This window comes from Myxococcus sp. MH1 (genome assembly GCF_059738865.1).
Window position 1 is genome coordinate 2,243,868 of sequence record NZ_AP026947.1, and the last position, 22,277, is coordinate 2,266,144.

The following is a 22,277-nucleotide window of genomic DNA, read 5'->3' on the forward strand; positions in this document are numbered from 1 at the left end:
ACACCCTAGCGGAAAACCGGCGCCGCGCGCGTGGCCCGGCGCTACCGGACGATGGGCACCGTCACCGGCGAGTGGTCATCCACCGTCAGCTCCACCTTGCCCACCCGCCACAGCACCGGCTTGAAGCTCGCCTCCACGTGGTGGCCATCCGCCGTCTCCAGGACAGCCATGCCTTCCTTGGGCAGATACTCACCCACCTCGTATTGCAGGGTGGTGAGGGTGAGCTTGTCCACGCCGTCGGGGCCGCTCAGCTCGCCCGTGCCGTCGAGCAGCAGCGACGAGCCGCCCAGAATCGGCATGCCCGGACGCTTCGTCACCTTCGCGTCCATCTTCATGGTGTGGCCCTCGCGCCCGGGGATGTCGCCCTCGGCCTTCACCCAGACGCTCGTCAAATCGCCACAGGTGCCGTAGCCCACCTCGGCGGGCAGCACCACGCCCTCCACGCGCAGCTGGCGCAGGTCCGCCTCCACCTCCATCCGGTCCTCGCCGCCGCGGTATTTGAAGAACACGCGCCCGGAGAGGCCCAGGCCGTGGACCTGACAGTCGGGGCCGCTGAACGTCACCACCACGCCGTCCGTCACTGCGTCGAGCGACTCCACCGTGGTGGTGGCGCACGCGAGCCGCTGGGACAGGTCCACCGTGGCGATGTCGAGGAAGCCGCGGCGCGGCTCGCCGCACGTGTACACCGGCATCAACCCCAGCACCTCGAGCGCCCCGCGCGTCAGGTGCCCCACCGCGGCGGCGCGCTCCACCTTCGCCTTCGCGGATTGGACCAGCTCCTCCGGAGGCTCACCACCACAGCCGGACAGCAGGGCGACGACGACGGACAAAGAGAAGAGGCTTCGCATGGCGCTGCTCCAAGGTATCCCATCCGCGCCTTCGCGGGCGGGGTGCACCCTGGGAGAGCAACCGCTGTGCCTGGAGACAACCTCGCGGAAGGACTGGGAAAAGTCAGACGCTACCCTCCGCGAGGGGCGTGAAGCGCGGTGCACACTCCGGGCACACGCGCCGCACGTGACAGGGATGTCTCAGCTCTCCAGCGACGCGCGCAGGAACCAGGCGTGCTTCTCGAACTCCACGATGATGCCGGTGGCCAGGTCCTCGGAGTCCGCGTCGTCCACCTCGACGAACAGCTTGCGGCTCTCACGCAGGCCGTCCAGGTACACCTCGATGCGCTCGGCCAGGAGCTTCACGTGCTCCAAATCCTTGGTGGTCTCCTGCGGGTACTCCGGCAGGCGGCTCGCCTTGCCCACGTGGCGGGTGGTGCCGTAGGCCTTGCCACCCAGCGTCACCGCGCGCTCCGCGATGGAGTCGTTGTGATTGGCCAGGCTCACCGCGAAGGTCTCGAACAGCGGGTGCAGCGCCGCGAACTGCGGGCCCTTGATGTTCCAGTGGGCCACCTTGATCTGCGAATGCAGGTCCAGGCCGTCCGCCAGTCGGGCGTTGAGGGATTCGACGACGGAGGCGCGGGTCTTCTCGGGAAGGGGGCTGGGGCTGCGGTACATGATGGCTTTCCTTTCGTGCTCGTTCGTTCTGGACGCCCGTTGGATGCGCGGCGCCGGAAAAGGAAGCGCCCCCCGGTGTCTCCACCGGAGGGCGCCTCACATCACGTCAGTGACTCGCGGCTGGGAGCCTTACGACTCCAGACCCACCGCCGCGGCGTGGATGACCGACGCGACGCGGACCGCGTCGTGCACCTGGTCCTCCGACAGGCCGCCCTCGAGGACGACCTTCTCGTGGGACTGCATGCACATCTCGCAGCCGTTGATGGCGCTCACCGCGAGGCAGACCAGCTCGAAGTCCACCTTGTTGGTCAGCACCTGCGCCAGCCTGTTCATCCGCAAACCGGCCCGCTTGGTCGAGTAGGACTCCTTCCCGATCATGTGCCGGAAGCGGTAGTAGACGTTGTTCATCGCCATCAGCGAGGCGGCGGCGCGCGCATCCTCGATGACGGGCTCGGCGTTCGTGAGTGCCTTCCGCGCCTCGTTCAACATCGCCTCCTTCAGCCGCTCATTCCGAGCGGCGAAGGCGCACGCGACGGCCACGCCCCAGCGCTGCTCCGGGGTGAGGCTGCCGCCTTCCAGGACGGCCTGGAGGTTGAGGCGGGTGTCCTTGTGGGCGTCCGTGAGTTCCGCGCGGACGACTTCGAGTGAGGCCATGATGCTTTACCCCGCCTTCGCCAGCTTCTGGGTGAGGGTCTCCTCGCCCTTGCTCCAGTTGCAGGGGCACAGCTCGTCCGTCTGGAGCGCGTCCAGCGTGCGCACGGTCTCGGAGACGTTGCGGCCCACGGACAGGTCGTTCACCGTCACGTGGCGGATGATGCCCTCGGGGTCCGCGATGAACGTCGCGCGCAGCGCCACGCCCTCCTCCTTGTGGAGGATGCCCAGCGCGTTGCACAGCTCGTGCTTCAGGTCCGCCAGCATCGGGAAGGGCAGGTTCTTCAGGTCCGGGTGGTGCGTGCGCCACGCGTGGTGCACGAACTCGCTGTCGGTGCTCAGGCCCAGCACCTGCGCGTCACGGTCCTGGAAGTCCTTGTTCTTCTTGCCGAACTCCGCGATCTCCGTGGGGCAGATGAACGTGAAGTCCTTCGGCCAGGCAAACAGCACCAGCCACTTGCCCTTGTACGTCTCGTTCGTGATCTCCTGGAACTCCTTGCCCTTCTCCAGGCTCACGGTGGCCTTGACCTTGAAGCTCGGGATCTTGTCGCCAACGGTCAGCATGTCGTTACTGCTCCTTGGGTTTGGGGGGCCGGGGATGGCCCCTGGGAAGGTGTCTTCTTGCGCACTGCTATAGCAGTCTTCGTGCCAGCCCATCCACTGCAATGATTCCGGGGACTTGGCTTCCATCCCCTGCGAGTCACTGCCGCCGGGGCGGTGAATAACGAAATGTCGGTGGCACTCGCCACTGCAATTTCGGTGGATGAACAGCCGGGCCGGTGGAGTGCCCTCCATCACGGCTGGAGAGCCGGCGGAAAATACGAGAACTCTCGCGAGGTTGCACGCGGTACAGGCGGGCAGACGCCCGATTGATGGGCCGCCAACTGAAAAGGCCCGGGCCCCGACATGTGGGTGCCCGGGCCGGTGACAGGGCCTTCGTTCCTCAGTGCGAGGGCGTGGCGACAACGCGTGCGTCGGGGGCGGCCAGCTTGGCCTCGCCGCGCAGCTTCTGCACCAGCACGTAGAGGCCGGGGATGAACACGAGGTTCACCACCGTGGAGACGAGCATGCCGCCGAACACGGCCGTCCCCAGCGAGTTGCGTGAGCCCGCGCCCGCGCCCGACGCGGTCATCATGGGCACCACGCCGAGCAGGAAGGCGGTGGACGTCATGAGGATGGGGCGCAGGCGGACCTCGGCGGCCTCCACCACGGCGTCGGTGATGCTCCGGCCCTGGGCGCGCAGCTGCTCGGCGAACTCGACGATGAGGATGGCGTTCTTGCTGGCGAGCCCCACGAGCATCACCAGCCCCAGCTGGCAGAACACGTCGTTGGCCTGGCCGCGCAAGAGCTGCAGGCCGAGCGCGCCGAGGATGGCGAGCGGCACCGAGAGGATGATGACGAGGGGCAGGCTGAAGCTCTCGTACTGGGCGGCGAGGACCAGGAAGACGAAGAGCAGGCCCAGGCCGAAGATGAGCAGGGATTGGCCGCCGCTCTCTTTCTGCTCCAGGCTGATGCCTGTCCATTCGGCGCTCATGCCCTGGGGCAGGTGCCGGGCGGCGAGCTCCTCCATGGCCTCCATGGCCTGGCCCGAGGAGACGCCGGGCGCGGCCTGGCCGCTCAGCTCCACGGCGCGGAACAGGTTGTGGTGGCGGATGAGCTGCGCGGAGATGGTGGGCTGGACCTTCACCAGGGACTCGAGCGGAATCATGTCGCCGGTGTCGCTGCGCACGTAGAAGGCGGCGATGTCCGCGGGGCTGTCGCGGAACTGCTGCTCGGCCTGCACGTAGACGCGGTACGCGCGGTTCGCGTAGTTGAAGTCGTTGATGTACTGGCTGCCCATGTAGACCTGGAGCGTGCTGAAGATCTGGTCGATGGGCACGCCCACGGCCTTGGCGAGCTGGCGGTCCACCTCCACGTCGAGCAGCGGCGTGTCCGCGTTGAAGCCGGTGAAGACGCCGCGCAGCCGGCCGTCCTCGTTGCCCTGGGCCATGAGCTGCCGCGCGGCGGAGGCGAGCTGGTCCAGGGAGCTGACGCCCGCGGTGTCCTCGACGACGAACTGGAAGCCGCCCACGGCACCGACGCCCCGGATGGCGGGCGGCTGGAAGGGCACCACGCGCGCGCCGCCGATGCGGCTCAAGGGGGCGCGCAGCCGCTCGACGAGCGCGGCCACGCTCTGGTCCTCTCCGGTCCGCTCGTCCCAGGGCTTCAGGGGGACGAAGATGTTGGCCAGGTTGGAGCCGGTGCCCTGCGGGGACATGCCGCCGTTGGCGAAGAGGGCGCGCACCTCCGGCTGGGCGAGCAGCACCTGCTCCACCTCGGCCATGACCTTCTGCGTCTGGGAGAGGGACGTGCCCTCGGGGCCCTGCACGGTGACCAGCAGGTAGCCCTGGTCCTCGTCGGGGATGAAGCCCGTGGGCGTGACGACGACCAGCGCGGCCGTGGCGACGACGCACACGAGGAAGGCGCCGAGCACGAGGGCCGGATGCGTCAGGAGCCGGCGCAGTCCTCGGCCGTACAGGTGGCGCGTCAGGTCGAGCACGCGGTCCACCTGACGGAAGAAGACCCACTTGTCCCCGGTGTGGTGGGACAGCATGCGCGCGGCGAGCGCGGGGGTGAGGGTGAGGGCGCAGAAGGTGGAGAGGGCCACGGACGCGGCGATGGTGAGCGCGAACTGGCGGTAGATGGCGCCGGTGGTGCCGGGGAAGAGGGCCACGGGGAGGAACACCGCCACCAGCACGATGGAGATGGCGATGACGGCGCCGGACACCTCCTTCATGCCCTCGCGCGCGGCCTCGGCGGCGGTCAGCTTCCGCTCCAGCATCAGCCGCTCGATGTTCTCGATGACGACGATGGCGTCGTCCACGACGAGGCCCGTGGCCAGGGTGAGGCCGAAGAGGGTGAGCGTGTTGATGGAGAAGTCGAGCAGCTTCACGAAGGCGAAGGTGCCCACGAGCGACACGGGGAGGGTGAGCGCGGTGATGAGGACGCTGCGCCAGCCGTGGAGGAACAGGAAGATGACCAGGACGACCAGGACGATGGCCTCCACCAGCGTGCGGACCACCTCGCGCAGGGTGGCGCGCACCGCGAGCGTGGTGTCGGTGCCCGTCTGGTACTCCATGCCCGGAGGGAACTGGGCGGACAGGCGTTGCAGCTCGGCGAGGACGGCGTCACGCACCTCGAGCGCGTTGGCGGTGGGGAGCTGGAAGGTGGCGATGCCCACGGCCTGCTTGCCGCTGAAGCGCAAGAGGGTGCCGTAGTTCTCCGCGCCCAGCTCCACGCGGGCCACGTCCTTCATGCGCACGGCCCTGCCGCTTTCGTCCCGCATGAGGACGATGTCGCCGAACTCCTCCGGCTCGATGAGGCGGCCGCGGGCGCGCACCGCGAGCTGGTAGGGCTGGTCCTCCTCGGACGGGGGTTGGCCCACCTGTCCCGCGGCCACCTGGAGGTTCTGCTCCTGGAGGGCTCGCGTCACGTCCAGGGGTGTGAGCTTGCGGCGGGCGAGCTCGGTGGGGTCCAGCCACACGCGCATGGAGAACTTGCGCTCGCCGAAGATGCGCACGTCGCCCACGCCGCGCACGCGCTTGATGGCGTCCTTGAGATTCACGTCCGCGTAGTTGGAGAGGAACTTCGCGTCGTAGCGGTCATCCGGGCTGTAGAGCGCGACGGAGAGGAGGACCTGGCTGGAGGCCTTGTTGACCACGATGCCCGTCTGGTTCACCTGGGCGGGCAGTCGCGCGGCGGCGCGGCTGACGCGGTTCTGCACGTCCACGGCGGCGACCTCGATGTCGCGCGTGGCCTCGAAGGTGATGGTGACGTTGCTGGTGCCGTCGTTGCCGCTGGTGGAGGAGATGTAGCGCATGCCCTCCACCCCGTTGAGCTCCTGCTCCAGGGGGATGGTGACGGCGCTCTCCACCACCTCGGCGCTGGCGCCCACGTAGGTGGCGGACACGGTGACCTGGGGCGGCGCCAGGTCCGGGTACTGCGCGACGGGCAGGGTGGGGACGGCGATGAGGCCCACCAGCGTCAGCAGGATGGAGCAGACGATGGCGAAGACGGGCCGGCGGATGAAGAAGTCGATGAACATGTCAGCGTCCGTTCATCCGCGCGGCGGTGTGCAGCGAGGCCTTCACCTTCACGGGCGCGCCGTCGCGCAGGGCCTGCAGGAACGAGACGGCCACGCGCTCGCCTGTCTCCAGGCCCTGCTCCACGACGTAGCTGCGCTCGCCGAGCGCGCCGAGGGTGATGAGCCGGCGCTCCACCACGGTGGCGCCGTCCTTCTCGCGCACCACGAGGGCGAAGGGCTGGCCGCTCTGACGCACCACCGCGAGCGCGGGAATCTGGAGCGCGTCGCGCACGGAGTAGACGAGCCGCGCGCGCACCAGCTCACTGGGCCGCAGGCCCTGGGTGTTCTGGAACGCGGCCTTCACCTCGACCAGCTGGGTGCGAGGGTCGGCCTGGGGCGCGACGAAGAAGAGGGGGCTGGTGAGCAGCACGGCGCCTTTCGCGTCGAGCACCTCCATCACCGTGTCGGGCTTCAGCGAGCGGGCGCGATGAGATGGCACGGACACGCTCACCTCGAGGATTTCGGCCTGGGCGACGCGGGTGAGCGGGGTGGAGGCGGTGACGAAGTCGCCTTCACGGGCGAGCACGTCGTCGACGGTGCCGGCGAAGGGCGCGCGGATGACGTGGAACTGGAGCTGCACCTGGCGCTGGGCGACCTGGGCCGAGGCCGCGCGCTCGGTGGCCTGGGCGGCCTCGACGCGGGCCTGGGTGCTCTCCAGTTCCTGCGCGCTGGCGAGCCCCTCCTGACGCAGCGCCTGGGTGCGGGTCAGCGTGCGGCGAGCCAGCTCCAGTTCGACCCTCGCGGAGCTGAGCTGCGCGTGCGCACCGTCGAGCGCGGCGGTCTCCACGCGGGAGTCGACCTCGAGGAGCGGTGCACCTGACTCCACGTGCTGGCCCGGGCGCACGTGGATGCGGCGCACGTAGCCGTCCACCCGGGGGAGCACCGTGACGCTCTGTCGCGACAACAGGCTGCCCAGGTACTCCCCTGTGTCGCGCACTTCGCGAGGGGCCACGGTGACCACGTCGATTTCCCGAGGCTCGGGCGCGGCTGGGGCCGCCTTCTTCCCCGAGCACCCCAACACCACCCACAACGCCACACTCCACAGCCGCTTCATCCGAGTCTCCAGGGGCGCACCAGCCGCTTCATCCGTCGCATCGGGCCTCCGTCATGCGGTCGTCCAGGTGAGCCCGGACGAGCCGTCCACAGCCGCTTCATCCCTGTCTCCAGGGGTGCATCGGGGGGATTCATCCGTTGCAGCGGGCCTCCGTGAGGAAGGCATCCAGGTGGGCTTGGACGCGCTGTCCGCGGACGCGTCATCCCTGTCTCCAGGGGGCGCATCGGGGAATTCATCCGTTGCATCGAGCCTCCGTGAGGAATGCGTCCAGGTGGGCCTGGACGCGCTGGAACTCACGCAGCACCAGGTTCAGCTCGGCCTCTCGCAGGGCCGCGCCGCTCTGCACCAGCTCCAGGCTGCTGCCCCGTCCCACCTCGAACGCGCGGCGGGTGAGCTGGTCGGTGCGCTCGGCGAGGTCGCGTGACTCCACCGCTGTCTTCACCAGGGACTCGGCCACCTCCACGCTCCGGCGTGCGCGTGTCACCTCCACCGAGACATCTCGGCGGGCGTCCTCCAGTTGGGCCTCGGCCTGCTTCTCAAGGCCCGCGCGCTCGCGCACGAGTCCTTCTCGCAGGCCGCCCTCCCAGAGCGGAAGGGAGAGCACGGCGGAGACGCTCCACGTCGCGAAGCGACCGAAGCCCGGCTCCGTGGTGAGGCCGAGGAGCGTGCTGCTGACACCGAGGGTGGGGAGATATCCCGCGACAGCTTGTCTCCGACTGTCACGAGCCGCGGCCACCTGCGTCCGCGCCGCCACGAGGTCCGCCCGGGCGTCCAGGTTCTCCAGCGCGACGCAGTCCCTCCGGGTGTCATCCACCAGCCCGTGCAGGTCGAAGGACGGGTCGACGCCTATCGACTCTCCGAAGCCGAGCGCGAGTCCCAGCGCCTCACGCGTCCGTCGCAGTTGCTCATCCCCCGCGACGAGCGCGCCGCGCGCCACCGCCACGTCCTGCTGGACGCGCACCACGTCCAGTTGGTTGCCCGCGCCCAGCTCGAAGGCGCGCTGCGTGAGGGCGGCGCGCTCCAGGGCGCGCAGCAGGCCGACACGGTTCATCTCGGCCGCGCGTTCGGCGGCGACCGTGGCCACGAGGGCCTGCGCGAGCCCGAGGACGAGGCGACGGCGGAGGTCCTGGAGCGTGGCCACCGCGCCGGCCTCGACTTCTCGCGCGGAGGACAGGCCTCGCCACGCGCCCGGGTCGACGAGCGACTGGGTCAGCGTGGTCGTGAGCGTGAGCGCGGGCTGGGTGGCGGTGCGGTCGTCCCCTGCCGCCCCGGGAAGAACACCTGGGGCCAGGGAGGGATTGAGGAGGTCCTGGGCCACCGCCACCTGGGTGCGTGCCTGGGGCAGCAGCGCCGAGAGCGCCTGTCGCCAGCGGCCGCTCGCGCGCTCCACGCCCGCTTCGGCGCCGCGCAAATCCGTGGACCGTTCCCGGACGAGCGCGAGCGCCTCACCCCAGCTCCTCACGAGCCGGGGTGCGGGAGGGACGGGGCTGAGCATCGCGTCCTCGACCTTGAGAGGAGGCAGCGGCTCGGCGTGTGTCGGAACGGCGACGAGGACGAGGGCGAGCGCCAGTCGACGAACGCCCCGTGAGTGGTGACTCACGATGGCGTGCCGCCCACGGCCGTCTGGGTGTCGCCGTCATCCTCGGTCGCACATGACGCCGGACCGACAGCGAGGAGAAGGACAGCGCGCCGCTTGCACGACATGGGACATGCCTCCAGGCAACAGGTCGTGGAGGCACGGTGCCCGCGCGAGCAGCACGCGGGTGGAGTGTTCTGTCAGCGGGCCCGCGCGAGCGGCGAACGGGGTCCATCCGTCGGCGAACGGGACCGGCGAGTCCCGCTCAGTCGCCGCCGAGCGTCCGCCGGAAGAACGCCACGGCCTCCGCGAGCGTCCGAGCTTGCGAGGCCCCTCGCGTCCCGGGCGTGGCGTCCCGACACAGCATCTCCGCCACCTTGAATCCGAGCTCCGTGCACCGGGGCAGGAAGGTGAAGTGCGCCGCGTCCTCCAGCACCACCGTCTTCGCCAAGGGCAACAGCTTCGCCAGATGCATGCCGTTCTGCGCGTGGGGCATCAGCTCGTCCCCCTGGGCCAGCACCAGCGCCACCGGTACGTCGATGTCCGCGACGTCCCGTGCCTCGTAGCTCCCCGCCATGCCGGGGGCCATGGAGAAGGCCGCCCTCACCCGGGCATCCTTGTACGACGCCCGCGCCACCGCGAGGTCGATGCGGCTGTAGTCCACATCGCGCAGCTCATCGCAGCCCGGGTGCGCGCGCGTCTCCGGCGCGGTGCACCCCTGCATGATGGGCGACAGGTTGAGCCGCGCCCCCGCCAGCGCGAGCGCCGTGTAGCCTCCCATGGAGTGACCCGCCGCGCCGATGCGCCCGGCATCCACCCGAGGTCCCCAGACCGCGTCCTTCGACACCGCATCCAACAGGGCCGTGAAGTCCCGGGGGCGCTCCCAGCCGCGCACATAGCCCTCGGGGCTCGTGTCGCCGTAGGTGTTGCCGGGGTGGTCCACCGACATGACGATGAACCCATGGGCCGCCAGGTGCGCGCCAAACCACGACATGTTGATGGCCGCGCCGCCGTTGCCGTGGGACAGGACGACGAGCGGCCAGCGCGCGTGGGCCGTGGACACCGGCGCGTCCTTCGCGGCGACGAAGGGCACGAAGATGGGCGACGTCGGGTGCTCCTCCATCCGCGTGCCCTCGGCCGCCGGATACCAGACCACCGTCTTCAACACCCGCTGGCGCGCCGCATCCGTGTAGCTGAGCGATGTGAAGCCCACCGCATGGGCCGCGTCGGCACCGTCCGGTGACGCGGCCGCCACGCCGGGGGCGGGGCGGGAGGTGGCACATCCACCCATCAGGAGCGCGAGCCCGAGGACTCCCGAGCGAAGGTGGGCGAAGTGGGGACGGGGGGCTCGAAGTGGACGAGGGGCCATGGCGCTCAAGGAACGCTCCAGGGGGGCCCCGATTGCAACCTCGCCTTCTCGCCCGTCCCCGATTTCACCCCAAGGCCGTCTCCGCTCGACTCAGCCGCGAGCCGGCAGCGGCAGGGTCGGAGCGGTGCGCTTCCACGCCTCGAGCTCCTGCACGCGGCCGAGCCACGTCCGGACGTTCGGAAAATCCCCGAGCGGCAGGCGCGCCGGTCCGGCGAGCGCGAACCCCGCGGCCAGCGAGAAGTCCGCGAGCGTCAGGCGCTCCTGCGAGACCCACGTCTTGCCCGCGAGGTGCTCGTCCAGGAGGCGTGCGTACTTCGCGAAGAGCGCTTCCCCCCGCGCGACCTCGGCGGGGTCCGGCGGTCCACGGCCCGTCATCGCCTTCACGAAGTTCTCCTGGACCAGGATGGTGCACGCCGGCGCCATGTGCGCCGAGCACCAGAAGAGCCAGCGGCTCACGTCCGCGCGCCCGCGCGCCTCCGTGGGGAGCAGCGTCTGTCCCGGTGTCAGCTCGACCAGGTACTGCATGATGGCGCGAGACTCCCAGAGCAGGAAGCCGTCGTCGTCGAGGACGGGGACGAGCCCGTTGGGGTTGCGACCCAGGTGCGACGCCGCGCGCTGCTCGCCCTTGGGCAGGTCCACCATGACGCGCTCGAGGGGCACGTCGAGGTGGGTGGCGACGAGCAGCACGCGGCGCGAGTTGCCGGACATCGGATGGAAGTAGAGTTTCATGAGCGGAAGCTCTACCCACCCGGAGTGACAGGGGGATGTCAGGATACTTCGCGTGGGGGCCTACGGAGCGGAAGGCTCCGGAGCGAAGCTGCCCCAGTAGGTCATCCGCCCCACGAATCCACGGGTGGGCCGTCCGCACTCCGGTTCTCCCGTGGAGTGGGCGGTGACGGTGGTGCTGCCCAGGTGGGTGGTTCCATTCCAGGGGCCCAGGTACGTCGCGGAGGCGCTGACCGGATTGTTGAAGCTGGGGGCCGGGTCGAAGGACCTGGCTTCGAAGCAGATGTTGTAGTCGCCGAGGTCTGGCTCGACGCCCGGCGCCCAGTAGACGACCTCCGGCCCCTTCCCATCCTGGTCATCGAAGACGAACAGCTCCTGTCCCTCCGGTCCTGGGTTCTGGGCGCTGTAATGGATGCCGCCGGGGGCCCTCACGATGAGGTCTCCGTTCCCCGGCCGGCTCCAGGACAGGGTGAAGGCCAGCTTGCCGATGGTCTTGCACACGCCACGAGCACAGACATCCCTCCAGCCACAGCGATTGCCGCAGCGGCCGCAGTTCTCCTTGTCCGTATACAGGTTGAAGCACTGATTGCCGCAGACGGAGTGGGGCGGCCGGCAGACGCCCTCCCAGCAGAAGAAGCTTCCCGGCCTGTTGATGCAGGAGAAGCCCGCGGCGCAGTTGTCGAGCCGTTCCGCGCACTCGTCGATGTCCGTGCAGACGCTGGGGGTGCTTTCGCACCTGAACCCCGCCTCCTTCTGGCAGTCGCGGCTGCATCCGTCCCCCGAGGTGCGGTTCGCGTCGTCGCACGTCTCGCCTTCGTTCGGCTGGCCGTCGCCACAGGTGATGCCGTCGGAGCCCATGTTCCGCACCGCGTCCACCCCGTAGAGCGCGAGCACGCCTGTCATCCGCACATAGCGATAGGGGACGGGCTTGTCCTGGTACGGCACTGTGGTGGTGTGCGTGCCCAGCTCCAGGTTCGCCAGCCGCAGCGGGCCGGTGCTGATGACGCTCTTGTCCGCGCGCAGGAACTCCACCCACGTGAGGACCTCCACCGTCGCGTTCCGATAGGAGACCTCCAGGTCTCCCGTCCCCTCGGTGCCCTCTCCCATGTCCAGCACCAGCGCCGCGCCAGGGAGGCTCAGCACCAGCGCCGCCTGTCCATCGGGCGGACCCAGCGCTTGCGCGGGTTGGAGCACGCCCGCCGTGGAGGTCGAGTCCACGGCTTGGGCATACGATGGCTGTGACGCCAGCGGTGTCGGGACCGGGCCGGCGCGCTCCTCTGGGACGAGGCGGGTGAGCGCCGCTTCGTCAGTGGCGGGCTCGAGTCCACCGCTACAGGCTCCGATCAGTGTCAGGACACACGCCGTGCCCCACCCCTTCGCGAAGAGAGTCTTTGTCTCGGTTTGCATGTCACGCTCCGATGGCCCGCTGTCAGGAGATGGCGCCCGGGCATGAGCCTTCCCCTCGGGGAAGTCGAATCCACCCCGAGCGCGAGTCTTCCATTTCGGGCGCACGGAGCCGCGGCGGTGTCGGCCTCCTGGTGACTTGCGGACGCTGACTCCGACTCGGAGGCGGCGTCCGCTCGTTCAGGGGCGGACAGGCGCCGCGCTACTGCTCGACGACGAACGCGGTGGAGTCGACGCCGGAGTTTCCGGTGGCGGGGTCGAACGCCGTCACGGTGACTTCGTAGATGCCCGGCTGCTGCACGGACAGCGCGGCCTCGTAGGTGCTGGTCTTCCCGGCGAACTTCAGGGGGACCTGGGAGAGGGGCTTGCCGTTGTGCTTCACGGAGGCCCGCAGCTCGTACCGATTGGAGTCCCAGATGCCGTTGGGCTCGGTGGAGCAGCCACACATGAGCACCAGGTTGGCGCGGAGTGGCACGGTGAGCTTCTTGTCGGCCGGCAGCTTGATGAACTCCTGCGCGGACGGCGTCACCACGTCGACGACGAAGCCGGGCAGCTCCAGGATGAGGCCATCGCCCTCGACGTGCTTGCCGGGCAGGAGCCACAGTTGCGTCGTGCTGGTGGCGAGCGCCTGCCGCTGCGCGAGGGGCCCCGAGACCTCCACCGTCACCAGGGTCGGCTCGGTGAGGTCCACCGTGGCCGTGTACTTCGCGGAGGCCTCGTCCGCGAGCGGCGCGCCGCGCACCTGGGGCTGCTTCATCAGCGTCTGGGTGTTGCCCGTCGAGCCGGCGGTGACGCCCTGGGTCAGCACCTGACCCGTCCGTGCATCGCGGAGCACCACCTGCACGCCGCCCATGGACGTCCCGACGAACTTGCCGTCCCGGGCGCGCGCCCGGACGACGAGCCGGGTCTCGACGGCCAGGCTCTCCGTGGCGAACAACAACAGGGTCCAGAGGATGAGGCTGCGCATGGCTTGCTCCGTGGCGGAGATGCTTGGGCGAAACCGCATAACATGGCGGACGCTCGAGGACCGCGTCGTCGAGGGGCTGGATGCCGAAATCGATGATGGCGCCGCCATGGACAGAGGTCACGTTGCGTCTGCTCGGGGAGCTTCGTCCCTGATGCTCGCGTGACCTCCGCGCTACTCGGCGAAGGCGTCCTCCGTCGAGCGCAGCGCGGTGAAGATGTCGCTCTGGGTCTCTCGAAGCGCCTTGGGGACGCCGCGAGCCATCGGCGCGAGGAGCCAGAGCGGTGGCCCACCGTCGAGCTCCCGCTCCAACTGCAGCCGGGCATCTCCATGCGCGAGGAAGGACGGGAGCGCGGCCCTCCCAAGCCCCACGCAGCACGCGTCCCGCATGGCCAGGAGTGAATTGCACGTCACCGCGCCCGGCGAATCCCCGGGCACCTCGCGCCACCAGCGCATCGAGGACTTGGCGCGCAGCTCGGCGCTCGGCTGGAGCCAGTCCGCATTTCCGCCCTTCGCGCGGTAGACGCCGACCTTCAGCCGCCCGAGCCGCCGACCGCGCAGCGAGCCGCTCGGGTTCTGGCCGGGGCGCAGCGCCAGGTCGACCTGGCCGGGCAAGAGCTCCAGCTCGTCGTCGCTCACGAGGACCTCCACCGCCTGCGCGGGGCGTGCCTTCGCGAGCGCGCGGAACAGGAGCGGCGCCAGCACGTCGCTGGTCGTGACGACCACGGTCCGCTCCCGACCCCGCCGCTCGGACCCCAGGAAGCCCTCGATGTCCCGGGCCGCATCGCGCATGGGCGCGGCCCGCTCGGCGATTCGCAGCGTCAGCGTGCCAGGCACCAGGCGCGCACCCCGCGCGAAGAGCGCCGTTCCCAGGCGCGCCTCCAGCGCGGCGATGCGTCTGGAGACGGAGGAGTGGCGCAGCGACAGCTCGCGCCCCGCGGCCTCGATGCCGCCGGTGCGGACGAGCGCCTCGAGGGTCTGAATCTCATCCCAGGAGATGTGCATGGGCACACATCCTCTGTGCGCCCACGCGCAGGTGTCAAACGAGGCGTGCCCGGCTATCAATCCCACCACGTAGGAGCACGCGCTGATGGCCCGCCACCCCACCTTCCGCCGCTCGGGCACCGGGTCGCCCGACGACGCCTCCCAGGCGCACGTCGTGACGCTCTCCCGTCGAGCGTTCGTTGCCGGGAGCGCCGTCGCCCTCTCCGGCTGCCGCACCGAAAAGAGCACACCCATGCCGCACCTCGAACACCGTCCGCTCGCCTCCCTGCCACGAACCACGCTCTCGTGGCTCTCGCTCCGTGACCACTTCGTGGCGACGGTGGGACCTCACGCCGGACGGGGGAAGCCGCTGGGGCCGCTGCTCGTCCTCGCGGACGCGACGTTCGCGCCGAGGTCGCGCTTCCCGCTCCATCCACACGAGGAGATGGAGATCCTCAGCATCGTCGTGGACGGGACGCTGTCCCACCACGGAGACCAGGCGCACGGCGCCACGATGGGCGCCAGGACCGCGCAGTTGATCTCCGCGCGGGATGGGATGGTGCACGCGGAGGGGAACGACACGGACAGCCCCACGCGGATGCTCCAGCTGTGGTTCCGGCCGAACACCCATGGGGGGCCGCCGGTCTACTCGTCGCGCGACTTCTCGGGGGGAGGGCGCCAGCTCATCGCGGGCGACGAGGGAATGTCGCTGCGCGCGGACGTGAAGGTCTGGTGGCTCCCGCTCGCCGCGGGCCGGTCGGAGCGGCTCACCATCGGCCGTGCCCGTCGTGGCTACCTGCTCGCGACGACGGGGCCCGTCCGGGTGGAGGCGGTGGGAGGTGGCTCGGGCGTGGACCTGGCGCTCGGCGAGGGCGCGCAGCTGGGGGAGGGCGAGGTCCAGCTGAGCGCGGCCACCGGGAGCGCCGCCATCTTCATCGACGTGGCCTGACGCACGCTGGGCGCGGGCCGCGTTTGATATGACGGCCCGATGTTCCCCGACCTGGCAACGCGCGTCGTCCCGCTCGACGAGATCAAGGCCCGCTTCGAGGCCGCGAACGAAGCGGAGACCTTCAGCTGGTTCGTCCAGAACCTCGAGCACATCCAGGAGCGGGCCGGGCAGCACGACAATCCCGTGCCCGAGATTCATCTGGCGACCGGGCCCGTGCGACTCGAGAAGCTCGTCCCCGAGTCTCCGTGGATTCTCGTGGTGGATGGCGACCTCGAGGTGGCCGGCGACATCGACCTGTCGACGAGCCCCTACGACATCAGCTTGTTCGTGGTGTTCGGCGAGGTGCGCGCCAGGAACCTGCGCTTCAGCGGCAGCGCGTGCTGCTACGTGACGAAGTCGGTGGAGCTCACGGGCGGCTGCTTCGGAGACCACGGGGACGAGTCGGCCGAGTTGCACACGGCGCGCTTGAAGGCCCGCGTGGTGATGCTCGATGGTCACACGGGGGTGAACGCCACCGAGCTCGACGCCGTGGTGTTCGCGGGCGAGGGCTGGGGCCTGCCGCTCCACTTCACCTCGAAGGACGTGGCCGCGGAGTTCTTCGTCCCCGAGGCGCTGGATGAGGACGGCTACCACGAGGAGTCGGTGTGGGAGTTGATGGCGAGCGGGAAGGACCCGTTCCTGCCCGGCGCATGGGAGAAGCTCCGCGCCCGGCACGTCGAGGCCGAGGCCCGGCTCAAGCCCCTGTGAGGGGCGCCGTGGGGGCGAGGCTGAGCCGGACGGGCACCGCCTCCCGCCGCCGCGAGGCCATCACGGCTCACCCCCGCGAACCGCGGCCTCACAGGAGCCGAACGTCTCGCCCAGCACCGTGAGCATCGCGCGCAGCGCCGCGCTCGGGTGCCGCGCGGCCGGATAGACGGCGAAGGCCTGGTGCGGGGCTGGCGCGAACGGTTCGAGGACCTCCACCAGGGCGCGCGTGTTCGCCTGCGCGCGGGGCAGGCGCGCCAGCCCCGCCCCCGCGGCCGCCAGCGCGCACAGCACCTGGAAGCTGTTCACCGCGATGGCCGGCCGGATGCTCACGGGCCGCGTCCCGCTGAACGCCCAGGTCATCGGTGAGGTGGAGCTGCCCATGCTCAGGCACCGGTGCGCCGACAGCTCGCGAGGGTGCTTGGGTCTGCCCGCCTTCTTGAGATAGGCGGCGCTCCCGAAGACGCCCACGTGCGAGGGCGCGCCGAGCTTGCGGGCGATGAGCTGCGAGTCCCGGAGCGGACCGACGCGGATGCACAGGTCATGTCCCTCCTCGACCATGTTCACCTCCCTGTCGGTGAGCTCCAGCTCCAGCTTCACCTGCGGATACCGCTGCGCGAAGGCCGCGAGCACCCCGCCCATCAACCGCTGGCCGAGCTCGACCGGCGCGCTCATGCGGAGCCGTCCGCTCGGGTGCGCTTGCAGCTCGCTCACCAATGCCTCGGCGTCACGCAGCGCGGCCATGGCCGGCGCGACCTCACGTTGGTAGCTGGCGCCGATGTCGGTGAGCATGACGGTGCGCGTGGTGCGCAGGAGCAGCTGGACGCCGAGCTGCTCCTCGAGCACCGCCACACGCTGGCTGACCGTCGACTTGGGCAGGGCCAGCGCCCGCGCGGCGCCCCGGAAGCTGCCGCGCTCGACGACCTCCAGGAACGCGATGATGCCATTCGGGTCGACTGTCCGCATATCCGGACAGTGTATCCCGTCCAGGTTCGATTGTCCGGAAGCCTTCGTCCGCGCATGTTCCGCGCATGGCACTGTTCACTCCCTACGGATTGGGTCGCATCACGCTGTCGAACCGCGTCGTCATGGCGCCCATGTCGCGAAGTCGCGCCATCGGCGGGACGCCCAACGCGTTGATGCGCGACTACTACCGGCAGCGGGCGGAGGCGGGGTTGATCATCACCGAAGGGACGAGCCCCTCGCCCAACGGCCTCGGCTTCGCCCGTGAGGCGGGCATCTACAGCCGCGAGCAGGTGGCCGGCTGGCGTGAGGTGACGGACGCCGTGCACGACGCGGGCGGCCACATCTTCGTCCAGGTGATGCACTGCGGCCGTGTCGGCCACGTGCTCAACCTGCCGCCGGGGGCGCGATTGCTGGCGCCGGGCGTGGTGCCGGCCCAAGGAGACATCTTCACCGACGCCCAGGGGCCCAGGCCCATCTCGACGCCCGAGGCGATGACCTCGCGGGACGTGGCCCAGGTCCGACGCGAGTTCGTCCAGGCCGCGAGGAACGCCATCGACGCCGGCTTCGACGGCATCGAGCTGCATGGGGCCAATGGCTTCCTGTTCGAGCAGTTCTTCAACCCGCACCTGAACCCGCGCACGGATGCCCATGGCGGCAGCCTGGAGAACCGCGCGCGGCTCCTGGTGGAGGTGGCGCACGACTGCGCCGAGGCGATTGGCGCGGACCGGGTGGGCGTGCGGTTGTCGCCCTACAACACCCACGTGGACATGCCCCTCTACGACGACATCCACGCGCTCTACACCTACGTCGCGGGCAGGCTGCGCGGTCTGGTCTATGTCCACGTGGTGGGCAACTCGCACCAGGCGTTGCCGGCGACGGTGAAGGCGCTCCGCGCCGCCTTCGGGGGGGCGCTCATCGCCAACCGGGGCTTCACGGCGCAGAGCGCCCAGGCCGCCCTCGCCGCCGGGCAGGCGGAGCTGGTGGCCTTCGGTTCGCCATTCATCGCGAACCCCGACTTCGTCACGCGCGCACGAGAGGGGCTCCCCCTGGCGGAGATTCGCAAGGAGCTGCTCCATGCGAGTGGCGCGGAGGGGTACACGGACTACCCGCGCGGCACGCCCTCCGCGAGGTGAAGCGCGAAGCGCACCCGAGGCGCGGGCAAGCTGCCAGGTCCGCACTGGAGCCGGTGCTCGCACGGGCCCGGGTTCCCACGAATCCGACGGTGGAGGAATATGTCCGGCGCGCGCCAGTCGTTCATCGAGGGCCGCGGGTTGGCCATGGAGGCTTCGATGCGATGGTCCGGAGTGATGCTGGGGCTGTTGGGGTTCGTGGGATGTGCCGGCCCCATGCGAGGCCTCGCGACCCAGTACAACCCGGAGACGGGCCAATACGAGGTTCCGGCGGAGGAGCTCGTCTACCAGGTGCCCGTCGAGGACGCGATGATGACGGCCCGGCACATCCTGGAGACGGGCCGCTTCGACGTGCTGGAGAAGGAGGGCGGCCTGGAGATGTTCTCTTCCTTCATCCCGGACATCTCCCCGCCGGAGCGCTTCTACATCCAGGGTGAGCGGCACGGCCCCCGACAGTCCGTCGTCCGCATCTTCCGCCTTCGCTACGTGCATGACCCGGCGTTCGCCTCCGAGGTCCGCGGCACCCCGAGCAGGCAGGTGGATATCATCGCCGACTTCAAGGGCCTTCCTGGCCTGGAGGGCTACCGGCCGGCGCAGGGCCTTCGCGACATGGGCGTGGAGCAGCGGCTCCTCGCGGCGCTGGAGATGGCTCCCGCGCTGGAGCTGGTGGGTGGCAATCCTCCCCTGCCCATGCGCTCGGTGGTGATGGAGGGAGGCAACGAGGAGGAGCGCGCCCCCGTCGCTCCGCCCTCCTGTGGTGCTCCCGTGGAGGGCGCTTCGTCGCTGTTCTCCGCGGGCGGCGTCCTGCTGGTGGCGGACCCGCTGGGCACACAGGAGGTGCCGTCCGTGGCGCTGCGGATGTTGTGTGAGGCCACGTCCCGGGAGTTGCCGGTGACGCTGGCGCTGTCCATCCCCGACGTGGAGCAGCCGCTGCTCGAGCGCTATCTGGGCAGCTCCGGCGACTCCTCCGCGTTGCAGGATCTCCTCTCGGGGAGCGCCTTCTGGCGCCGGGTGTACCAGGACGGGCGCAGCAGCCGCGCCATGCTCTGGCTCGTCGAGCAGGCGCGCCGCCTGCGCGTCTCCGGCAAGGACGTGGCCGTGGTCGCCATCGACTCCGACAAGGCGCACGGCAACGAGCGCGAGGAGCGGATGGCCCAGGGACTGTTGAAGGCGCGGGCCAGGCGCCCCCAGGCCTGGACGCTGGTGCTCACGGGGAGCGTCCACGCTCGCACCACGCAGGTGAGCTGGGATGGGGACCTGGAGCCCATGGGCTCGCGGGTGGCGAAGGTGCTGCCCTCGGTGCGAGCGCTGGACGTGGGCTTCCGGCGCGGCACCCAGTACGTGTGTCGCTACAGCGTCTGGGAGGAGGACGTGGAGTGCAACGTCTTCGGCATCAGCCCGTCGCTGGAGGCGCGGCAGGCCACCGCGCAGGACGCGGGGCTGAAGCTCTACCCCGCCCGACAGCCGGATGGTTTCTCCGGCCGGCTCTACGTGGGCGCGTTGACCGCGTCACTGCCTCCGCTCCAGGCACCGCCGCGGCCCGAGCCCGTCAAGCCGCCTGTGCCCGCCACGAAGTGACGTGACGGTAGACTGGCCGCATGGTGCGTCCTGAAGGACGAGAAAGAGGAGCACGTCCATGCTCCACCAGACCTGCGGGTGAGAGTCCCGTCCGGGTAGACACCGGAGTGCCCGGTAGCAGGCCCCAGCCGGTCGCCGAGAGGCGGCAGGCTACAGCGGGGCGTCAAAAGCCTCCGACAGGGAGGGAGCAAGAGCACGGGCCGCAACATGAAGTGAAGCCTGCCGCCTCGACAGAGACACAATGGGAGAGCCGAGCCGAGCATGTCACGGTGAAGGCCAGGTCCGCTGCGGACGAGTCCGGGTGTGAAGCAGCGGAACTCCCCGGGGTATGGGGCGCGGCACGTGTTCAAGGAGTGGTGGGGAACAGGAGAGACCCGACTGCGCAGCCGTCGTCGCGGCAGGGCCCCGCGTATAAGCCGAAGGCGAAAGCGAGGGGAGTGCAGCGGGAGTCCGAGGGGGCCGTAGTACCGATGAGGGGCGTGCAGGACAACGCGCCCGGAGGGAAGGGCCCCTGCTTGAGTGGTGCTTGGGTGGGAGGTAAGAGCGAGGGCATGAGCCGCCACGGCGGCTCCAATCTCCCCGGTGGACCAGAGTCCACCGACAAAGTTCGACGACTCCAGCGCAAGCTCTTCGTGGCAGCCAAGCGGTGCAAGGAGCGCCGTTTCCATGCGCTGTATGACCGAGTCCACCGGAGTGACGTCCTGTGGGAAGCGTGGGAGCGGGTTCGACGCAACAAGGGCGCGGCTGGCGTGGATGGAGTCACGCTGGCGGCGGTGGAGCGGTACGGCGCGCAGCGGCTGGTAGAGGAGCTGGGCGAGGTGCTGCGAGCAGGAGCGTACAGGCCGCCCGCGGTACTGAGGCGGTACATCCCCAAGGCGGACGGGAAGCGAAGGCCGCTGGGCATTCCGACGGTGAAGGACCGCATCGTGCAGATGGCGGTGAAGTTGGTGCTGGAGCCGGTATTCGAGGCGGACTTCCTGCCGTCCTCGTATGGCTTCCGGCCTCGCCGAAGCGCGTTGCAGGCCCTGGAGCGCATCCGGGAGGTAGTCAATGCCGGATGTCGCCACGTGCTCGACGCGGATATCCGCGATTACTTCGGCAGCATCGAGCATGAGCTGCTGATGGAGCGGGTGGAGCGACGGGTGTCGGACCGCAGGGTGCTCAAGCTGCTGAGGCAGTGGCTGAGTGCGGGAGTGGTAGAAGAGGGCCGGTACTCCGAGACGGTCTCGGGGACGCCGCAGGGCGGAGTGGTTTCTCCGTTGCTCTCCAACATCTACCTGCACGTCTTCGACAGCGTGTGGCAGCGGCAGTGCGCGCGGGTAGGCGAGCTGGTGCGCTACGCGGATGACTTCGTGGTGCTGTGCAAAAGCCGCGAAGCTGTCGAGGAGGCTGAACGAAGAGTGCGAATCATCTTCGAGAGGCTGAAGCTACGACTGCATCCGGAGAAGACGCGGCGAGTGGAACTCACCGAGGGCAAGGAAGGCTTCGACTTCCTGGGCTGTCACCTGCATCAACGCATGTCGGGCAAGCTGCTGGAGGAGCGTGGCCTCAAGCGCTACTACCTGCACAGATGGCCGTCAGCGCGGAGCATGAAGCGGGTGAGGGCCCGGGTGAAGGAGCTGACGAGTCGTCAGCGGTACGGGGTGAAGGACGTGCGAGTCATCATCGCCGACCTGAATCCGGTGCTGCGAGGGTGGGGCAACTACTTCCGCAGCGGGAATGCAGCCCGGAAGTTCAATCAGCTCGACTCCTACGTGTGCAGGCGGCTGCACCAGTTCATGGTGAAGCGCAGGGGAAGGAACCTGCGAGCCGGACAGGCTCACGAGTGGAATCGGGAATGGTTCTGGGGACAGGGGCTCCACCGATTGCGTGGGACGATTCGTTACCCGAAACCGTGCATGCTGCACGACAACACTCTCGTTAAGCCGTATGCGGGAAAACCGCACGTACGGTTTGAAAGGAGGCGGGTGGAAACGGGCCGCTGACCGGTACCGCGCCACCCATCTACCAATGGACTCACCCGAGCTGTTCCAACAGGACCTCCGGCGGACCGTCGTGCTGGGGGCCTACCTGCGGCACTGGGGCATGCCGCGCGACCGGCAGCGCTTCTCCCGGCAGACCGACGTCGTCGAGGTCTACTTCTTCCCGGCCTCCGCGGAGTCTCCCGTCGCGCGCTTCGCCACCGCCCGTGGACGAGGCCGTGGGGGAGGACGAGGAGTTCGGCGGACTCCACCTGGGCCCCCAGCACCTCGAGCTGTGCTGGCTCGTGCCGCTGCATGAAGCGGAGTACGCGTTCATCCAGAAGGAAGGGTTCGACGCCTTCAGCGAGCTCCTGGAGGCCAGCGACGTGAGCCCTGCGGACGTCCATCGCCCTTCGCTCGTCTGAGCTCAAGCGGGCTGTCCGGGCACGCGCCAGCCGTCCGCGCGCCAGGGAGCGCGCACGCGGGCCCCACGCACCACGGGCCCAGGGCAGCACTTCCTCCGGGATGGCGCAGTGGGGGTGGCCGGCGGGCGCCGCTTGTTGACCCTGTTCCTGTCGCTGGCGGTAGTGGAC

At 69.7% G+C, this 22,277-nt stretch carries 19 protein-coding genes; 6 read left to right on the forward strand and 13 right to left on the reverse strand.

All coding sequences use genetic code 11. From position 1 onward, the window contains the following. Nucleotides 1-41: 41 nt before the first annotated feature. The 12 genes from AC6JA9_RS09345 to AC6JA9_RS09400 form a co-directional block, all read right to left on the reverse strand. Nucleotides 42-848 (reverse strand): hypothetical protein, encoded by an 807-nt coding sequence (locus tag AC6JA9_RS09345; RefSeq protein ID WP_497959522.1) that lies wholly within the window; start codon nucleotides 846-848, stop codon nucleotides 42-44. Between the two features lie 180 nt (nucleotides 849-1,028). Further along, on the reverse strand, nucleotides 1,029-1,505 hold the full coding sequence (dps, locus tag AC6JA9_RS09350) for a DNA starvation/stationary phase protection protein Dps (RefSeq protein WP_046711706.1): 477 nt from the start codon (nucleotides 1,503-1,505) through the stop codon (nucleotides 1,029-1,031). A 129-nt stretch (nucleotides 1,506-1,634) separates the two neighbouring features. Continuing rightward, on the reverse strand, nucleotides 1,635-2,159 hold the full coding sequence (locus tag AC6JA9_RS09355) for a carboxymuconolactone decarboxylase family protein (RefSeq protein ID WP_223747840.1): 525 nt from the start codon (nucleotides 2,157-2,159) through the stop codon (nucleotides 1,635-1,637). Nucleotides 2,160-2,165: 6 nt separating this feature from the next. Further along, nucleotides 2,166-2,720 carry a peroxiredoxin gene (locus AC6JA9_RS09360; RefSeq protein ID WP_141324803.1) on the reverse strand — a complete coding sequence of 185 codons (555 nt, stop codon included), beginning with the start codon at nucleotides 2,718-2,720 and terminating at the stop codon, nucleotides 2,166-2,168. Nucleotides 2,721-3,099: 379 nt separating this feature from the next. After that, nucleotides 3,100-6,240 (reverse strand): efflux RND transporter permease subunit, encoded by a 3,141-nt coding sequence (locus tag AC6JA9_RS09365; RefSeq protein WP_497959523.1) that lies wholly within the window; start codon nucleotides 6,238-6,240, stop codon nucleotides 3,100-3,102. 1 nt (nucleotide 6,241) lies between these two features. Next, nucleotides 6,242-7,333: an efflux RND transporter periplasmic adaptor subunit gene (locus AC6JA9_RS09370; protein ID WP_497959524.1), complete on the reverse strand. Its 1,092-nt coding sequence runs from the start codon at nucleotides 7,331-7,333 to the stop codon at nucleotides 6,242-6,244. A gap of 232 nt (nucleotides 7,334-7,565) precedes the next feature. Beyond that, a complete protein-coding gene (locus tag AC6JA9_RS09375; protein WP_497959525.1) occupies nucleotides 7,566-8,933 on the reverse strand; it encodes a TolC family protein in 1,368 nt (455 codons plus the stop codon). 241 nt (nucleotides 8,934-9,174) lie between these two features. Continuing rightward, nucleotides 9,175-10,278, reverse strand: coding sequence for an alpha/beta hydrolase family protein (locus AC6JA9_RS09380; protein ID WP_408891483.1), 1,104 nt, complete (start codon nucleotides 10,276-10,278; stop codon nucleotides 9,175-9,177). A gap of 90 nt (nucleotides 10,279-10,368) precedes the next feature. Beyond that, nucleotides 10,369-11,007 (reverse strand): glutathione S-transferase family protein, encoded by a 639-nt coding sequence (locus AC6JA9_RS09385; RefSeq protein WP_223747845.1) that lies wholly within the window; start codon nucleotides 11,005-11,007, stop codon nucleotides 10,369-10,371. 60 nt (nucleotides 11,008-11,067) lie between these two features. After that, on the reverse strand, nucleotides 11,068-12,222 hold the full coding sequence (locus AC6JA9_RS09390) for an EGF domain-containing protein (protein WP_497959526.1): 1,155 nt from the start codon (nucleotides 12,220-12,222) through the stop codon (nucleotides 11,068-11,070). A gap of 388 nt (nucleotides 12,223-12,610) precedes the next feature. Next, on the reverse strand, nucleotides 12,611-13,375 hold the full coding sequence (locus AC6JA9_RS09395) for a hypothetical protein (protein WP_497959527.1): 765 nt from the start codon (nucleotides 13,373-13,375) through the stop codon (nucleotides 12,611-12,613). A gap of 171 nt (nucleotides 13,376-13,546) precedes the next feature. Further along, a complete protein-coding gene (locus AC6JA9_RS09400) occupies nucleotides 13,547-14,377 on the reverse strand; it encodes a LysR family transcriptional regulator (RefSeq protein ID WP_267697550.1) in 831 nt (276 codons plus the stop codon). Between the two features lie 85 nt (nucleotides 14,378-14,462). Here AC6JA9_RS09400 and AC6JA9_RS09405 point away from each other — a divergent pair, with 85 nt between their 5' ends. Together AC6JA9_RS09405 and AC6JA9_RS09410 are read left to right on the forward strand one after the other, a co-directional pair. Further along, on the forward strand, nucleotides 14,463-15,305 hold the full coding sequence (locus AC6JA9_RS09405; protein WP_223747849.1) for a pirin family protein: 843 nt from the start codon (nucleotides 14,463-14,465) through the stop codon (nucleotides 15,303-15,305). 39 nt (nucleotides 15,306-15,344) lie between these two features. Beyond that, nucleotides 15,345-16,052: a hypothetical protein gene (locus AC6JA9_RS09410; RefSeq protein WP_223784500.1), complete on the forward strand. Its 708-nt coding sequence runs from the start codon at nucleotides 15,345-15,347 to the stop codon at nucleotides 16,050-16,052. 60 nt (nucleotides 16,053-16,112) lie between these two features. Here the strand turns inward: AC6JA9_RS09410 and AC6JA9_RS09415 are convergent, their stop codons facing one another. Continuing rightward, complete coding sequence (locus tag AC6JA9_RS09415; RefSeq protein WP_497959528.1) at nucleotides 16,113-17,015, reverse strand: LysR family transcriptional regulator; 903 nt, start codon at nucleotides 17,013-17,015, stop codon at nucleotides 16,113-16,115. Nucleotides 17,016-17,080: 65 nt separating this feature from the next. Here AC6JA9_RS09415 and AC6JA9_RS09420 point away from each other — a divergent pair, with 65 nt between their 5' ends. The 4 genes from AC6JA9_RS09420 to AC6JA9_RS09435 all read left to right on the forward strand — a co-directional run bounded on the left by AC6JA9_RS09420 (nucleotide 17,081) and on the right by AC6JA9_RS09435 (nucleotide 22,109). Then, nucleotides 17,081-18,148, forward strand: a complete 1,068-nt coding sequence (locus AC6JA9_RS09420) for an alkene reductase (protein WP_223784502.1) — start codon at nucleotides 17,081-17,083, stop codon at nucleotides 18,146-18,148. Between the two features lie 156 nt (nucleotides 18,149-18,304). Further along, on the forward strand, nucleotides 18,305-19,723 hold the full coding sequence (locus tag AC6JA9_RS09425) for a hypothetical protein (protein ID WP_497959529.1): 1,419 nt from the start codon (nucleotides 18,305-18,307) through the stop codon (nucleotides 19,721-19,723). A 551-nt stretch (nucleotides 19,724-20,274) separates the two neighbouring features. Then, entirely contained in the window at nucleotides 20,275-21,708 is a 1,434-nt protein-coding gene (gene ltrA / locus AC6JA9_RS09430; protein ID WP_408888341.1) for a group II intron reverse transcriptase/maturase, read from the forward strand. A gap of 215 nt (nucleotides 21,709-21,923) precedes the next feature. After that, entirely contained in the window at nucleotides 21,924-22,109 is a 186-nt protein-coding gene (locus tag AC6JA9_RS09435) for a suppressor of fused domain protein (RefSeq protein WP_223784504.1), read from the forward strand. Nucleotides 22,110-22,277: the final 168 nt, after the last annotated feature.

Excerpts from the sequence above, each read along its gene's own strand:
- AC6JA9_RS09345 (WP_497959522.1), bottom strand. The coding sequence starts at position 848 with ATGCGAAGCCTCTTCTCTTTGTCCGTCGTCGTCGCCCTGCTGTCCGGC.
- dps (WP_046711706.1), bottom strand. The coding sequence starts at position 1,505 with ATGTACCGCAGCCCCAGCCCCCTTCCCGAGAAGACCCGCGCCTCCGTC.
- AC6JA9_RS09355 (WP_223747840.1), bottom strand. The coding sequence starts at position 2,159 with ATGGCCTCACTCGAAGTCGTCCGCGCGGAACTCACGGACGCCCACAAG.
- AC6JA9_RS09360 (WP_141324803.1), bottom strand. The coding sequence starts at position 2,720 with ATGCTGACCGTTGGCGACAAGATCCCGAGCTTCAAGGTCAAGGCCACC.
- AC6JA9_RS09365 (WP_497959523.1), bottom strand. The coding sequence starts at position 6,240 with ATGTTCATCGACTTCTTCATCCGCCGGCCCGTCTTCGCCATCGTCTGC.
- AC6JA9_RS09370 (WP_497959524.1), bottom strand. The coding sequence starts at position 7,333 with ATGAAGCGGCTGTGGAGTGTGGCGTTGTGGGTGGTGTTGGGGTGCTCG.
- AC6JA9_RS09380 (WP_408891483.1), bottom strand. The coding sequence starts at position 10,278 with ATGGCCCCTCGTCCACTTCGAGCCCCCCGTCCCCACTTCGCCCACCTT.
- AC6JA9_RS09385 (WP_223747845.1), bottom strand. The coding sequence starts at position 11,007 with ATGAAACTCTACTTCCATCCGATGTCCGGCAACTCGCGCCGCGTGCTG.
- AC6JA9_RS09395 (WP_497959527.1), bottom strand. The coding sequence starts at position 13,375 with ATGCGCAGCCTCATCCTCTGGACCCTGTTGTTGTTCGCCACGGAGAGC.
- AC6JA9_RS09400 (WP_267697550.1), bottom strand. The coding sequence starts at position 14,377 with ATGCACATCTCCTGGGATGAGATTCAGACCCTCGAGGCGCTCGTCCGC.
- AC6JA9_RS09405 (WP_223747849.1), top strand. The coding sequence starts at position 14,463 with ATGGCCCGCCACCCCACCTTCCGCCGCTCGGGCACCGGGTCGCCCGAC.
- AC6JA9_RS09410 (WP_223784500.1), top strand. The coding sequence starts at position 15,345 with ATGTTCCCCGACCTGGCAACGCGCGTCGTCCCGCTCGACGAGATCAAG.
- AC6JA9_RS09415 (WP_497959528.1), bottom strand. The coding sequence starts at position 17,015 with ATGCGGACAGTCGACCCGAATGGCATCATCGCGTTCCTGGAGGTCGTC.
- AC6JA9_RS09420 (WP_223784502.1), top strand. The coding sequence starts at position 17,081 with ATGGCACTGTTCACTCCCTACGGATTGGGTCGCATCACGCTGTCGAAC.
- AC6JA9_RS09425 (WP_497959529.1), top strand. The coding sequence starts at position 18,305 with ATGCGATGGTCCGGAGTGATGCTGGGGCTGTTGGGGTTCGTGGGATGT.
- ltrA (WP_408888341.1), top strand. The coding sequence starts at position 20,275 with ATGAGCCGCCACGGCGGCTCCAATCTCCCCGGTGGACCAGAGTCCACC.